The organism is Ruegeria sp. CF8 (genome assembly GCF_056537285.1).
This window is the reverse complement of sequence record NZ_JBQFRG010000001.1, coordinates 429,519-443,954: the sequence shown is the minus strand read 5'-3', so window position 1 is coordinate 443,954 and position 14,436 is coordinate 429,519. Positions and strand designations below refer to the sequence as shown.

Below are 14,436 nucleotides of genomic sequence, written 5' to 3'. Positions count from 1 at the left end.
TTAGCCCCCTGTGCTCCAACGGGCAAACGCACCCCAGAACCAGTCGAACTTTGCCGCGAAGGCCACAAAGACCACCCAAGCCAGTGAGAACGGCAGGAAGACTTTCCAACCCAACCGCATCAACTGGTCATAGCGGTAACGCGGCGTGATCGCCTTGACCATCGCGAAGAGGAAGAAGAAGAACGCCATCTTCGCAACCATCCACAGCACGCCATCGGGCAGGCCCGGGATTGGTGACAGCCAGCCGCCGAAGAACAGCAGCGTGGTCAGTGCGCACATCAGGAAGATCGCGATGTACTCGCCAGCCATGAACAACAGGAAGGGTGTGGCAGAATATTCAACCTGATAACCGGCGACCAGTTCAGATTCTGCCTCGGGAAGGTCGAAAGGTGGGCGGTTGGTTTCAGCCAACGCCGAAATGAAGAACAGGAAGACCATCGGGAAGTGAGGCAGCCAGTACCAGCTGAAGAAGCCGAACGAGCCGTCCTGCGCGCGCACAATGTCACCAAAGTTCATCGACCCGGTCGAGATGATCACACCGATGATGATCAGGCCGATCGAAACCTCGTACGAAATCATCTGCGCAGCAGAGCGCAAAGACCCAAGGAACGGGTACTTTGAGTTCGACGCCCAACCGCCCATAATCACGCCATAAACTTCCAGTGAAGACACAGCGAACACATAGAGAATGGCGACGTTGATGTCCGACAACACCCAGCCATCATTGAACGGGATCACTGCCCAGGCGATCATCGCCAGTACAAAAGAGGTCAGCGGAGCAAGGATAAAGACGGTCCGGTCTGCCCCCGCCGGGATGACCACCTCTTTGACCACATATTTCAGTGCGTCGGCCACCGATTGCAGCAAGCCGTACGCGCCAACCACGTTCGGTCCGCGACGCATCTGGACAGCGGCCCAGATCTTGCGGTCGCCGTAAACAAGGAACAACAGCGAGATCATCACAAACGCAACAACTGCAAGCACTTGCGCCAGAATGATGATGGCTATTCCGCCTGGGGTGTTAAAGAAATCAGCCATTGGTCCTCACACCGTGGGTATTCCGTTTTCCGCGCGCGATGCAAAGGCCAGGTGCCTGCGCAAAGTGCGACTGGGTCGGCGCGTTGGTGTAAACAGCATCTGCCGCTTCAGCGCCACCCTTAATCTTCAGTTTCACACACAATTCCAGCGCGGCGAACTGCCACCCGGCAGCCGCCTTTGCTTGCGATATGAAACGGTTCCGGCTCATTCCGCCGCGATCTTTCCGGTCTGACGCGCCTGTGCCTGTGCCGAAAGCTCGGCCATCAGTTGAGACGCGCGGGCAATCGGGTTGGTCAGATAGAAATCCTTGACCGCATTGCGGAAAGTGGCCTGACCCAGCGGCGCTGCGTCGAGCGGGTGAACCTCATTCTCGATCACCTCATCGATCCGGGCCAGGTGCGGCACAGCCTCAATGAGTGCGGTTCGCAATTGCGCCAGCGAGTCGAATGGAAGTGTCGCGCCCACTTCGGCCGACAATGCCCGCAGAATTGCCCAGTTTTCCTTGGCTTCGCCCGGTGCAAATCCCGCGCGCATCGCCAGTTGCGGGCGTCCTTCGGTATTCACGAACAAACCGTTTTCTTCGGTATAGGCCGCGCCCGGAAGAATCACGTCGGCGCGGTGTGCGCCACGGTCTCCATGGCTGCCCTGGTAAATGACAAACGCGCCTTCGCCGATTTCAACCTCATCCGCGCCGAGATTATAAATCACGTCGGCAGCGTTGACGGCATCCATGCCACCTTCGTTGGTCGCATCTACATCCATCGCACCCACGCGCGAGGCCGCAGTGTGCAATACCAGAAGCCCGCTTTCGGTATTGGCTGCAATGGTTTGCGCGGATGCCAATACTGCAGCACCGTCCGCTTCTTGCAGGGCGCCCTGACCCACGATCACCAACGATGCTTTACCCTTGATGGCGTCATCATCGCCCATATCGACGACCTTCTGCAAGGCCGCGCGATCATCGCCCATGTGATGGTAGTCATACGTCAGATCCACTGCCGGACCGACCAGAGTCACCTCGGCCCCGTGGGCCCAGGCTTTGCGGATCCGCGCGTTCAGTACCGGAGCTTCATCGCGCGGATTGGTCCCGATTAACAGAATGCGTTCGGCTGAGTCGATGTCTTCAATCGTTGCGGTCCCGGCATAAGCCCCGCGGTTGCCAGCAGGCAGCTTGGCACCATCCGTGCGGCATTCGACAACACCGCCCTGCCCTTCAATCATCTGCTTCAAGGCAAAGGCTGCTTCGACCGAGGCCAGATCACCCACGATCCCAGCAGGCTTTTCAGCCCCTTTCAGCGCCTCAGCAGCTTTGGTCAGCGCCTCTGGCCACGACGCCGGGCGCAACTTGCCGTTTTCGCGAATGTAGGGCTTGTCCAAGCGCTGACGACGCAGGCCATCCCAGACAAAGCGGGTTTTGTCGCTGATCCACTCTTCGTTCACGCCATCATGGTTGCGCGGCAGGAAGCGCATCACTTCGCGCCCTTTGGTATCCACGCGGATGTTAGATCCAAGGGCGTCCATGACATCGATGCTCTCGGTCTTGGTCAGTTCCCAGGGGCGAGCGGTAAACGCGTATGGTTTCGACGTCAGCGCGCCAACCGGACATAGATCGATGATATTGCCCTGCAGGTTCGACTCCAACGTCTGGTTCAGGTACGAGGTGATCTCGGCATCCTCGCCCCGCCCGGTCTGACCCATCTGCGTGATCCCGGCGACCTCAGTCGTGAAACGCACGCAGCGGGTGCAGCTAATGCAACGCGTCATCGCCGTGCCAACCAGCGGGCCCAGATCCAGATCATCGACTGCGCGCTTGGCTTCCTTGAAGCGCGACCCCGACACGCCATAAGCCATGGCCTGATCCTGAAGATCACACTCTCCGCCTTGGTCGCAAATCGGGCAATCCAGCGGGTGGTTGATCAGCAGAAACTCCATCACCCCTTCGCGGGCCTTTTTGACCATGGGCGAGTTTGTCTTGACCACCGGCGGCTGACCTTCCGGGCCGGGGCGCAGGTCGCGCACCTGCATAGCGCACGAGGCCGCAGGTTTCGGCGGGCCGCCCACAACCTCAACCAGGCACATCCGGCAGTTCCCGGCGATCGACAAACGTTCATGGTAACAGAAACGCGGCACTTCTACCCCGGCTTGCTCACAAGCCTGGATCAGGGTCATCGCGCCTTCGACTTCGATTTCCTGCCCGTCGATATTGATCTTGCGGAGGTCAGACATGATTTCGTTAGCCTTTCAGGAATGCACCGATCCGGGTGCCGTTGGCAATCTCGCGTTGGCCAGCTGCGCAGAACGTCTCGGGCTCGCCCACGACAACACCGCTTTGCTGGATGTATTTGATTAGGTCGTCCTGCGCGCGCTTGCGCGGAATGGCATCGGCCAAATAGCGTATGTCGCTTTCTTGATAGCCCTTGGCCTTGAGCTCGGCGTCCAGCGATTTCATCTGCGCCTGCGCCTCGGGCCGATTGAACTTGATCGACCGGCATTCGCCGGCGATTTGCTCAGCCACGGCAGCAGAAAACGCAAAGTCGTACAGTTCCGGTGGCAGTTCGCCACGAAACTCTGCCCGAGAAGCAGCGGTGTCGGTCGCAGAACTGGTTGGCGTTTCGCACGCCGACAATGACATCAGCAATGCGACACCAACTGTTCCGGATCTGAGAACCTGAACGCCCATCCGTCAATCCGCCCTCAAGTAAACGCCAATGGCGCTGTTTCGCTGGATTTCCTTCTGGCCCAGCGTGCAAAACGTGGTGGGGTTTTCATAAGTCACCCCGTTCGAGGCCAGATAAGCCTCACCCTTGGCGCGCATGCGATCTTTTTCGGCGTCCGATTCGACATAAGACCGGATTTCCCGGTCTGTGTACCCCAACTCGTTCGCTTTGGAGCGCAGCCCCCACATCACACTGATCGCTTTCAACCGTCGCCCGCTGATTGAGGGGCAGTATTCCGAAATCTCGTTTGCGATGGCGATGTAATAGAGTTCATTGTCGATCTCTTTGACATCCCTCAAGGGCGGCTTGGCTTCAGCCGCCGCAGGAACAGCCATCAAGGCAGCCAAAGCGATCGTTTTTGCATACGACATAGGTCTTCCTTTCGTCTTAGAGTGTCCAAGACGAAGAGATGCGCGTCTGCTAGGCAATAACGCCATACGCGCCCTGTCGTGATATGCAAAAACACGGGTCCTCATGGGCGTTTGCAGGTTCCTGCAAATGTGAGCTGATCATCCGCGATGGTAAGCTGTTGCGGTTCCGTGTCCGGACCCACTTTCCAGTCGATCCGCGACGACCCGAAATTCTGCACGCAGAACTTAGTGCCTTCGTGGCGCCCGGCCTCGCGTGCCCCATCCAAGGACGCAGACACACCTTTGACAACCACGGTAAAGTCAGCGGGCGACTTCTTCTTGTCGACAACTTTCGCCTTGGTCCGGAAAGCCTGACCATCGAACAAAAGCCGGTCCTCTGACGGCCTGATCAATCCGCAGGCGGATACACTGGCCAAAACCAGAACAACAACTAGGGTTTTGGAGATCTTCATACTTTCCCTCATTGCAGTCTTATCCGCCAAGTCGCCATCAAAACGCCGCCACCAAGGCCATAAGGCCAATTACAAACATGCAGGCCCAACCCAGCACATACAGCACGGACCGTAGACCGCTGTTCGGCTTGCCGATCCCCCTAAGGTGCACCACCAGCATGAGCAAGCGCGCAACCAAAGCAATTGACGCCAGAAGGTTGACCCAGAACGGGCTAGCCCCCAGCAAAACTGCCGCCACAACAACCGTCAGAAACGCCGGAAGCGTTTCGGTTCCGTTCAAGTAGGCTCGGTTCAAACGATAGGCTTGATCGCCATAATCCTGTTCGGGCGTCGCACCCGGTGCCAGTCCTTTGCCTTGCTTGGCCAGCGCAGAAAACGGAGACAGAAGCAGAATAACCAATGAGAACAGCACAACCGAAGCAATTGCGTGGGAATATTCAGCAAATATGTCCATTGGGTTCACTCCGCTGCCATCGCACCCATGCGGCCCGATTTCTGGGCCTTGATACGATCTTCGATCTCTTCGCGGAAGTTACGGATCAGGCCCTGGATCGGCCAGGCGGCCGCATCACCAAGAGCGCAGATCGTATGACCTTCGACTTGTTTGGTCACGTCGAACAGCATGTCGATCTCTTCCAACTCGGCCTCGCCGCGCACAAGACGGTCCATGACCCGCATCATCCAGCCGGTGCCTTCCCGGCACGGCGTGCACTGTCCACAGCTTTCGTGCTTGTAGAATTTCGACAGCCGCCAGATCGCCTTGATGATGTCCGTCGACTTGTCCATCACAATCACCGCAGCCGTACCAAGGCCAGAGCCCAGATCATTGCGCAAGTAGTCGAAATCCATAATCGCGTCGCGCATGTTCTCACCGCGCACACAAGGAACAGACGACCCACCCGGGATTACCGCCAGCAAGTTGTCCCAACCTCCGCGAATTCCGCCACAATGGGTTTCGATCAGGTCTTCAAAGGAAATCGACATCGCCTCTTCAACGACACACGGGTTGTTCACATGGCCCGAAATCGCAAACAGCTTGGTGCCCGCGTTGTTCTGACGGCCAAAGCCTGCAAACCAGTCCGCGCCCCGGCGCAGGATGGTCGGCACAACCGCAATCGACTCCACGTTGTTCACCGTGGTCGGGCAGCCATAAAGCCCCGCACCCGCCGGGAACGGAGGTTTCATCCGCGGCATACCCTTCTTGCCCTCAAGGCTTTCGATCAGGGCGGTTTCCTCGCCACAGATATAGGCCCCGGCCCCATGATGCAGGAAGATATCAAAATCCCAGCCCGAACCAGCGGCGTTTTTGCCCAAGAGACCTGCGTCATAAGCCTCGTCAATTGCAGCCTGCAGCGCCTCGCGCTCGCGGATGTATTCGCCGCGCAGGTAGATATAGCAGGTATGCGCGTTCATCGCGAAAGACGCGATCAGACAGCCTTCGATCAGCGTATGCGGATCATGGCGCATGATTTCGCGGTCTTTGCAGGTGCCGGGTTCGGATTCATCCGCGTTCACCACCAGATAAGCAGGACGCCCATCGCTTTCCTTAGGCATGAAAGACCACTTCAGGCCCGTCGGGAAGCCCGCGCCACCGCGACCGCGCAGACCCGAGTCTTTCATCGTCTGGATGATCCAGTCGCGGCCCTTTTCGATCAGGCCAGCAGTGCCGTCCCAATGCCCGCGGGCCTGCGCGCCTTTCAGCGTGCGCTCATGCATCCCGTAGATGTTGGTAAAGATCCGGTCCTGATCCTTCAGCATCGCGTGTTACCTTCAGCTGTCCTGACGCATGCGCCAGAGTTGAAAAATGTTGACGCCTGCATAGATGAACCCCGCCAGAGCAGCGAGATCAAACAGCAGCGCGTGCCGGGTCGTCAAACCCAGTGCGGGTCCAATGAACAGGTTCATGGCAAGCCAAATCAGCATGGTCACGGCGATGACCACTCCTATGTGTCGGCCCTTGCGGGCTATGGCCTGTTCCTTGTCTTTGTCCATCTTACCCTGATGCCCAGGACGGGCACCGTCGTTTAGTCTTCGTAGGTGCCGTCTTCCTTGGCACGTTTGGCAAATTCGGTTTCCTCACCCGCCGCAAGCTTGGCCGCCTGCTCGATCCAGCCGTCGCGTTCGATCCGGCCTTTGAACTTCAGGCGTGCATCCACCCAGGCCACATGTTCGGGTGTCCAGGCCGCGATCTGGTCGTAGTGATAGAAACCCAGCTCATTTAGCGTTTCTTCCAGCTTCGGTCCCACGCCTTTCAACAGCTTGAGGTCGTCCGGCAATCCGCCACGCGCCTCGGTCAGCGTTTTGGGCGCGTCTTCCTTGACAGCTTCCGGCTCAGCCTTGGCTTTTGCTTCTTCCGCCTGCTTCACCGCCGGTTTCGCGGGTTCGGGCGCTTTGGGAGGTTTCGCCGCGGCCGACGCACCGGCTTGCTTGCCATCCTTGCCCAACCAAGGCGTCAGGATCGGCACTTCGGTGCCGTCGATGCGCTTGACCGTGTCGCCCAGATCCGTCGCCAGCTCAACGCTTGCGTTGTATTGCGGCTTTCCAGCTTCATATTCCGACAGGCTGCTCAGCCCCTTCAACGGCTCAGCCGCATAGCGCCCGTTCTGCGGTCCGGGTGTCGGCACCTTGCCAGAGGCCAGATCATCGATGATCTTGCCAAAACTCTCAGCCGTCAGGTCTTCGTAATAGTCCTTGCCGATCTGCGCCATCGGTGCGTTGGTGCAAGAGCCGAGGCATTCCACCTCTTCCCAGCTGAGCTTGCCATCGGAAGACAGCTCATGCGGTTTGGCGGCAATCTTTTCCTTGCAGACCGCAATCAGATCCTCGGCCCCGCAGATCATACAGGACGTCGTACCGCACACCTGAATATGCGCCACCGAGCCAACCGGCTGCAGTTGGAACATGAAGTAAAAGGACGCAACCTCGAGCACGCGAATATAGGCCATGCCAAGCATGTCGGCAACGGATTCAATCGCCGGGCGAGACAGCCAGCCTTCCTGCTCTTGCGCGCGCCACAGCAGCGGGATCACAGCGCTGGCCTGACGGCCTTCGGGGTATTTGGTCATCTGCGCTTCGGCCCATTGCTGGTTGGCAGCGGTGAAGGCAAAGCTTTCGGGTTGTTCGGGGTGAAGACGGCGGAGCATTAGCGGTCAATCTCTCCAAATACGACGTCCATGGTGCCGATGATGGCGGCGACATCGGCCAGTTGGTGGCCTTTGGCAACGTGGTCCATGGCTTGCAGGTGCAAGAAGCCCGGCGCGCGCAGTTTGGCCCTGTAAGGCTTGTTGGTTCCGTCCGCGACCAGATAGACGCCGAACTCGCCCTTGGGGGCCTCGACGGCGGCATAAACCTCGCCTGCGGGAACGTGGAAGCCCTCGGTATACAGTTTGAAGTGATGGATCAGGCTCTCCATCGACGTCTTCATGTCCGAGCGTTTCGGCGGGGTGATCTTGCCACGGGCCAGAACATCTCCGGGACAGTCACGGATTTTGGCGATGGCCTGACGGATGATCAGCAGCGACTGGCGCATCTCCTCCATCCGCACCAGATAGCGGTCATAGCAGTCACCGTTCTTACCAACAGGAATCTGGAATTCGAACTCGTCATAGCATTCATAGGGCTGCGCACGCCGCAGGTCCCATGCGAGGCCCGATCCACGCACCATTACGCCCGAAAAGCCGTATTTCTGAATGTCATCTTCGGTCACGACGCCAATATCGGCGTTGCGCTGTTTGAAGATGCGGTTTTCGGTCAGCAATCCGTCAATATCGTCCAGAACGGCAGGGAACTCGTGGCTCCACGCCTCGATATCATCCAGCAGTTCCGGCGGCAGGTCCTGATGCACACCACCGGGGCGGAAATAGGCGGCGTGCAGGCGGGCACCACAGGCGCGCTCATAGAAGACCATAAGCTTTTCGCGCTCTTCGAACCCCCACAGAGGCGGGGTCAGCGCGCCGACGTCCATCGCTTGCGTGGTCACGTTCAGCAGATGGTTCAGGATGCGCCCGATCTCGGAATACAGCACCCGGATCAACGAGCCACGACGCGGCACCTCGACACCGGTCAGCTTTTCGATGGCCAGACACCAGGCATGTTCCTGATTCATCGGCGCCACATAGTCCAGACGGTCGAAATACGGCAGGTTCTGCAGATACGTCCGGCTTTCCATCAGCTTTTCGGTGCCACGGTGCAGCAGGCCGATATGCGGATCGCAACGCTCGACAATCTCGCCGTCCAACTCGAGCACAAGGCGCAGAACCCCGTGCGCCGCAGGGTGTTGCGGGCCGAAGTTGATGTTGAAGTTGCGGATCTTCTGTTCTCCGCTCAGCGCGTCCGTGCTGCCGTCATCGTATCTTGAGCCGTCCATCAACGCCCTCGTTTCTTCTTCGCTTCGGCCCGAACCCGGACCTTTTCGGCCTCGGCCGCCTTGGCAGCAGCCCCAGCAAGCAAAACTCCAAGCGCCCCGAGCATGATCAGTTCTCCCAACATCTCAGCAACGCTCCATCATCAGTGTCAGCTTTCCTGCTTTTCATCGCCCGGAAGGATGTAATTCGCACCTTCCCACGGGGACATGAAATCGAACTGACGGTATTCTTGCACCAGGCTGACCGGCTCGTAGACCACACGCTTTTGCGCCTCGTCATACCGTACCTCAGTGTAACCAGTGGTCGGGAAATCCTTACGCAGCGGATAGCCCCGGAACCCATAGTCGGTCAGGATGCGCCGCAGATCCGGGTGGCCTGAGAACAGAATGCCGAACATGTCGAACACCTCACGCTCGAACCAGTTGGCCGAGGGGTGAACGTCAACGATGGATGGCACCATGTCTTCCTCACGGATCGAAACCCGCAGGCGGATACGCTGGTTCTGGTACATCGACAGGAAATGATAGACCACATCAAACCGCTTGGCGCGTTCGGGATAGTCGACAGCGGTGATGTCCACCAACGTCGAGAATTGGCAGGATCGGTCAGTTTTCAGGAATTCGACAAATTCCACCAGGTTCGAAGGGGCCACATCCACGTTCAGCTCGTCATGGGTCACGTCCCAGGACAAAACACAATCTGCCCGTTTAAGCTCCAGCTGTGCGCCGAGTTCTTTGAGTGCTTCGCTCATCAACTCTCTCCTCAGCGGACGATGGTGCCGGTGCGGCGGATTTTGCGTTGCAGCTGCATCAGACCATAAAGCAGCGCCTCAGCCGTCGGAGGGCAGCCGGGCACGTAAATGTCCACAGGCACAATACGGTCACAGCCACGCACGACCGAATAGGAATAGTGGTAATAGCCACCACCGTTGGCGCAGGATCCCATCGAGATCACGTAACGCGGCTCGGGCATCTGGTCATAGACCTTACGCAGCGCGGGGGCCATCTTATTGGTCAGCGTCCCCGCCACAATCATAACATCCGACTGGCGCGGGGATGCGCGCGGAGCGATACCGAACCGTTCCGCATCGTAGCGCGGCATCGAGGTATGCATCATCTCAACCGCGCAGCAGGCCAGACCAAAGGTCATCCAGTGCAGCGATCCGGTGCGGGCCCAGTTGATGATGTCCTCGGTCGAGGTCAGCAGAAACCCTTTGTCCTGCAGTTCAGCGTTCAGGGCCTGAGTGGCGACTTCTTTGTCGACACCGGCGGTGTTTGCACCCGTCATCACTCCCATTCCAGGGCCCCTTTCTTCCATTCATAGGCAAAGCCAATGGTCAGAACGCCCAGGAACACCATCATGGACCAGAAGCCTACATCGCTGATGTCCTTAAAGCCGACGGCCCATGGAAACAGGAAGGCGATTTCAAGATCGAAAATGATGAAGAGAATCGATACCAGATAAAACCGAACATCGAATTTCATCCGCGCATCGTCGAAGGCATTGAACCCACATTCATATGCGCTGACCTTTTCAGGGTCGGGATTGCGGACGGCCAGAACCACAGCGGCCAGAATCAGGACGATCCCAAGGCCCACGGCAACGGCCAGAAACACCAGAATCGGGAGGTACTCCCGCAGCAGGTCTTCCACGAATAGCTCCTTTCCTGCGCATATCCCAAAAGGGTGCGCCGTCAATTGGCGTGTTGACTGGACATTCTCTATCCGTGCGGGGTCAGGTGGTCAACCGAACACAATGCCCCACGACATCAAACATGCACTTGACAGCGCGGCATAGAATCGCAGCGCTGGCGTTCAAGGTCAAATAAGCAGAGACCGCTTATCCCGTGTTGCTCCAGGATGGGCTACGTTTCTCAAAAAACGCCGAAATCCCTTCCCGCGCCTCCTCGGTTTCCCACCGTTCGACCAGCGCATGTATGGTCTGATCGATCACAGCATCGTCAATGCGCGGCCCGAGGCTCTGAACAAGCGCTTTGGCCGAAGCAACAGCCCCTGGCGCGCAGGTCAGATAGGGGCTAATTTCCGTCTCGACAGCAGCTGACAATTGATCCGCTGGTACACTTCGCGCCAACAATCCCAGATCAACGGCTTCGGCAGCATCAAACAGACGAGCCGACATAAAAACGCGTCTTGCTCGCGCCTCGCCCATACGGGCAGTGACGTAAGGCCCGATTGTTGCCGGGATCAGACCCAGCCGTGTTTCGGTCAATCCCATCTTCGCGCTGTCGACGCCAATGGCGATATCGCACACAGCCGCCATCCCGACGCCACCGCCAAAAGCATTGCCATGCAATGCCCCGATCAGAGGCTTGGGCATCGTATTCAGGGCTTGCAACATCTCGGCAAGCTTGCGGGCCTCGGTGAAGCGCGTCGCTTTATCCGCCGCCATCTGGTCCTGCATCCAGCCCAGATCGCCACCCGCACAAAAGCTTTTTCCACGCGCCGCAAGAACAACTACTCGAACACCAGCATCCTGACCCAATTGCCCTGCGGCCTGGGTAAGCTCCGTGATCATCAGGCCCGACAGGGCATTGTGCTTCTCTGGCCGATTTAGAGTCAGAGTGGCAACACCACGTGAATCGGTTGAAATCGCGAGTGTTTCAAACATGTCAGCCCCTCAGCGCCTTTGCCATCTGTGCAGCTTCTTCAATCATAACCAGATCCAGCCCCGTCTCGTATCCAAGTCTCTGCAAATGGGCGGCGACGGCTTCGGTCGCCACGTTGCCTTCAGCCCCCGGCGCATAAGGGCAACCGCCCAACCCGCCCACGGCCGCATCAAACACGCGCACGCCCAGCGCCAACGCCGCATCGATATTGTCAATTGCACGTCCATTGGTGTCGTGGAAATGCCCCGCCAGCCGCGTTACGGGAACCCGTTCACGCACCGCCAAAAGCATATGGGCGATCTTGTCGGGCGTCCCCTGCCCGATCGTATCGCCTAACGAGACCTCGTAGCAGCCCAAAGCAAACAATTTATCTGCAACCTCGGCCACCTTCTCGGGCGGGGTCGGACCATCGTAGGGGCAATCGGTCACGCAAGAGACGTAACCACGAACCGGCAGGTCGATGTGGCGCGCCGCTTCAAGAATCGACGTGAACCGCTCTATCGATTCCTCGATTGACGCGTTGACATTGGCTTTGGAAAAACCCTCGGAAGCCGAAGCAAACACGGCAATCTCGTCGGCCTTGGCCGCCAGCGCATCCTCATACCCGCGCATATTGGGCGTTAGCGCCGCGTAGCGGATTCCATCCACACGGTTGATCCCAGCCAGGACTTGCGCCGACCCGGCCATCTGCGGCACCCATTTTGGGGACACAAAGCTTGCGACTTCAATCCGGTGGAACCCGGCACGGCTGAGGCAGTCGATCAAAGCAACCTTGTCAGCGACCGGTATCTCATTTTTTTCGTTCTGCAGCCCATCGCGCGGCCCTACTTCATAAATCTCGACCCGATCACCCATGTCTGCGCTCCTCCCGGCTCATTCACATTCCACTACGGATTGCCCGACCGTGCCACGTGCGGCGGTGCCGGTACAGATCACTCTTCCTCCAAACGCACCAGCGCTGCCCCGGCCTCGACCTGAGTACCCTCTTCGACCAGCACCTCGGCGACAACGCCGTCACGCGCCGCCAGCAGGGAATGCTCCATCTTCATCGCCTCAAGAATGGCCAGGCGATCACCCTCCTGCACCGCTTGCCCCGCTGTTGCAAAGACCGCTTTGACCAGACCCGGCATTGGTGCCTCGATCACATTGGTGTCGCCTGTGGCACTGGCATCCCTGTCCAGCGGGTCGATCAGGTCGAAGCTGCGGCCATAATCCGAGAACACGGTCAGCGTTGATCCGCTAACCGAGACCCGAGGCATAGGCGCACCATTCAGCGCCCAGCTCTCCGAGGTCCGCTCGGCCAAGACGCGATCCTCTCCAATCTGCCAAATCTGGCGGTCCGCCCCGTCGACTTGCACATCCAGATCCAAGACTTCTCCGCGATTCGACAATTGCACCGCCCGGTGCAACGGAGCCCAGAGCGAGAACCCGGTTTCAGGTTCGACGTCCACAAGGCCCAAGGCCGTCATCGCAGCTGCAACAACTGCCACGACTGAAGGTTCTCGCTCCTGAACCAATGTCTCAAGGTCCCGTCCGATCAAACCCGTATCCACGTCGCCCGAGGCGAACCCCGTATGACGGGTCAACGCCCCCAGGAAGGCAAGGTTTGTTACGGTTCCCGCCACTTCGGTTTGCTGAAGCGCGCGATGCAATGTCTCAAGCGCAACTGCGCGAGTCGCCCCATGCACAACCACTTTGGCAATCATCGGGTCATACCAAGGACTGATCGTATCCCCGGCCCGCACGCCACTGTCGGCGCGACAATTGGATGGAAAACTCAGATGGGTCAGCGTTCCTGTTGCGGGCAGAAACCCTTTCGGGACGTCTTCGGCATAAAGCCGTGCCTCGAACGCATGGCCCTGAATAGACAAGTCTTCCTGTTGCTTCGGCAGGGACTCGCCTGCCGCGACGCGCAATTGCCATTCGACAAGATCGACGCCGGTGATCGCCTCGGTCACGGGGTGTTCCACCTGCAGGCGCGTGTTCATCTCCATGAACCAGAACCTGTCCGGGCGCAGCCCGTCCGAGGCGTCCACGATGAATTCAACCGTGCCTGCGCCCTTGTATCCAATCGCCTCGGCAGCACGCACGCCCGCCTGCCCCATCGCCTCGCGCATTTCCAGCGTCATGCCGGGGGCCGGAGCCTCTTCGATCACCTTCTGATGCCGCCGTTGCAGAGAGCAGTCCCGCTCAAACAGATGCACCGCATGGGTGCCATCACCAAAAACCTGCACCTCGATATGGCGCGGTTTGGCGACGAATTTCTCGACCAATACTGCGTCGTTGCCGAACGCTGTCCTTGCCTCGCCCCGGGCACTGTCCAAAGCAGACGCGAAATCCTCGGCCCGCTCGACAAGACGCATCCCCTTGCCGCCACCGCCTGCAACGGCTTTGATCAGAACGGGATACCCGATGGTATCCGCTGCGCCCGCCAAGTGTTCAGGGTCCTGATTATCACCGTGATAGCCCGGAACCACCGGAACGCCAGCTTGCTCCATCAGAACCTTGGCCGAATCTTTCAGACCCATCTTGCGGATTGCATCCGCTGAAGGGCCAATGAAAACTAGCCCCGCAGCCTCAACCGCATCCACGAAATCAGGGTTTTCGGACAGAAACCCATAGCCGGGATGAATTGCCTGCGCGCCCGTATCCAACGCGGCCTGAATGATCACATCGCCTTTCAGATAACTCTCAGCCGGGGCCGCACCGCCGATATGCACGGCCTGATCCGCCATCTGCACATGCTTGGCCGCGGCGTCCGCATCCGAATACACCGCCACGCAGGACACGCCCATCTTCTGAGCGGTTTCCATCACGCGGCAGGCGATCTCTCCCCGGTTGGCAATCAGGATTTTGTTGAACATCTTT

18 protein-coding genes are annotated in these 14,436 nt (G+C 58.7%); all 18 read right to left on the bottom strand.

Translation table 11 applies throughout. The features are described 5' to 3' along the window. The 18 genes from nuoH to ACR0EV_RS02065 all read right to left on the bottom strand — a co-directional run bounded on the left by nuoH (window position 1) and on the right by ACR0EV_RS02065 (window position 14,432). Window positions 1–1,038 (bottom strand): NADH-quinone oxidoreductase subunit NuoH, encoded by a 1,038-nt coding sequence (nuoH, locus tag ACR0EV_RS02150; RefSeq protein ID WP_171092162.1) that lies wholly within the window; start codon window positions 1,036–1,038, stop codon window positions 1–3. Then, window positions 1,031–1,246, bottom strand: coding sequence for a hypothetical protein (locus ACR0EV_RS02145; protein ID WP_480798594.1), 216 nt, complete (start codon window positions 1,244–1,246; stop codon window positions 1,031–1,033). Before ACR0EV_RS02145 ends, nuoH begins: the two co-directional genes overlap by 8 nt. Further along, complete coding sequence (nuoG, locus tag ACR0EV_RS02140) at window positions 1,243–3,264, bottom strand: NADH-quinone oxidoreductase subunit NuoG (RefSeq protein ID WP_480798593.1); 2,022 nt, start codon at window positions 3,262–3,264, stop codon at window positions 1,243–1,245. Before nuoG ends, ACR0EV_RS02145 begins: the two co-directional genes overlap by 4 nt. 7 nt (window positions 3,265–3,271) lie before the next feature. Further along, on the bottom strand, window positions 3,272–3,718 hold the full coding sequence (locus ACR0EV_RS02135; protein WP_480798592.1) for a DUF5333 family protein: 447 nt from the start codon (window positions 3,716–3,718) through the stop codon (window positions 3,272–3,274). 3 nt (window positions 3,719–3,721) lie between these two features. Beyond that, the gene (locus tag ACR0EV_RS02130; protein ID WP_480798591.1) at window positions 3,722–4,126 is read right to left on the bottom strand and encodes a DUF5333 domain-containing protein; all 405 of its coding nucleotides are present in this window, start codon (window positions 4,124–4,126) and stop codon (window positions 3,722–3,724) included. A gap of 101 nt (window positions 4,127–4,227) precedes the next feature. Continuing rightward, complete coding sequence (locus ACR0EV_RS02125) at window positions 4,228–4,578, bottom strand: hypothetical protein (RefSeq protein ID WP_480798590.1); 351 nt, start codon at window positions 4,576–4,578, stop codon at window positions 4,228–4,230. 37 nt (window positions 4,579–4,615) lie between these two features. Continuing rightward, window positions 4,616–5,032 carry an MAPEG family protein gene (locus ACR0EV_RS02120; RefSeq protein WP_480798589.1) on the bottom strand — a complete coding sequence of 139 codons (417 nt, stop codon included), beginning with the start codon at window positions 5,030–5,032 and terminating at the stop codon, window positions 4,616–4,618. A gap of 5 nt (window positions 5,033–5,037) precedes the next feature. Further along, on the bottom strand, window positions 5,038–6,336 hold the full coding sequence (gene nuoF, locus ACR0EV_RS02115) for an NADH-quinone oxidoreductase subunit NuoF (RefSeq protein WP_480798588.1): 1,299 nt from the start codon (window positions 6,334–6,336) through the stop codon (window positions 5,038–5,040). 12 nt (window positions 6,337–6,348) lie between these two features. After that, on the bottom strand, window positions 6,349–6,570 hold the full coding sequence (locus tag ACR0EV_RS02110) for a DUF5337 domain-containing protein (protein WP_480798587.1): 222 nt from the start codon (window positions 6,568–6,570) through the stop codon (window positions 6,349–6,351). A gap of 32 nt (window positions 6,571–6,602) precedes the next feature. Next, entirely contained in the window at window positions 6,603–7,721 is a 1,119-nt protein-coding gene (nuoE, locus tag ACR0EV_RS02105; RefSeq protein ID WP_480798586.1) for an NADH-quinone oxidoreductase subunit NuoE, read from the bottom strand. Then, window positions 7,721–8,944 (bottom strand): NADH-quinone oxidoreductase subunit D, encoded by a 1,224-nt coding sequence (locus tag ACR0EV_RS02100; protein ID WP_170343780.1) that lies wholly within the window; start codon window positions 8,942–8,944, stop codon window positions 7,721–7,723. The genes nuoE and ACR0EV_RS02100 overlap by 1 nt, the downstream gene beginning before the upstream one ends. Beyond that, window positions 8,944–9,066, bottom strand: coding sequence for a hypothetical protein (locus ACR0EV_RS02095; RefSeq protein WP_256367953.1), 123 nt, complete (start codon window positions 9,064–9,066; stop codon window positions 8,944–8,946). Before ACR0EV_RS02095 ends, ACR0EV_RS02100 begins: the two co-directional genes overlap by 1 nt. Window positions 9,067–9,090: 24 nt before the next feature. Next, window positions 9,091–9,693 carry an NADH-quinone oxidoreductase subunit C gene (locus ACR0EV_RS02090; RefSeq protein ID WP_480798585.1) on the bottom strand — a complete coding sequence of 201 codons (603 nt, stop codon included), beginning with the start codon at window positions 9,691–9,693 and terminating at the stop codon, window positions 9,091–9,093. An 11-nt stretch (window positions 9,694–9,704) separates the two neighbouring features. Then, a complete protein-coding gene (locus tag ACR0EV_RS02085; protein WP_037307875.1) occupies window positions 9,705–10,238 on the bottom strand; it encodes a NuoB/complex I 20 kDa subunit family protein in 534 nt (177 codons plus the stop codon). Next, window positions 10,229–10,594: an NADH-quinone oxidoreductase subunit A gene (locus ACR0EV_RS02080; RefSeq protein ID WP_050602775.1), complete on the bottom strand. Its 366-nt coding sequence runs from the start codon at window positions 10,592–10,594 to the stop codon at window positions 10,229–10,231. Before ACR0EV_RS02080 ends, ACR0EV_RS02085 begins: the two co-directional genes overlap by 10 nt. 187 nt (window positions 10,595–10,781) lie before the next feature. Next, a complete protein-coding gene (locus ACR0EV_RS02075; RefSeq protein WP_480798584.1) occupies window positions 10,782–11,570 on the bottom strand; it encodes a crotonase/enoyl-CoA hydratase family protein in 789 nt (262 codons plus the stop codon). Between the two features lies 1 nt (window position 11,571). Further along, a complete protein-coding gene (locus ACR0EV_RS02070) occupies window positions 11,572–12,423 on the bottom strand; it encodes a hydroxymethylglutaryl-CoA lyase (protein WP_480798583.1) in 852 nt (283 codons plus the stop codon). A 77-nt stretch (window positions 12,424–12,500) separates the two neighbouring features. Then, complete coding sequence (locus ACR0EV_RS02065) at window positions 12,501–14,432, bottom strand: acetyl/propionyl/methylcrotonyl-CoA carboxylase subunit alpha (protein WP_480798582.1); 1,932 nt, start codon at window positions 14,430–14,432, stop codon at window positions 12,501–12,503. Between the last annotated feature and the right edge of the window lie 4 nt (window positions 14,433–14,436).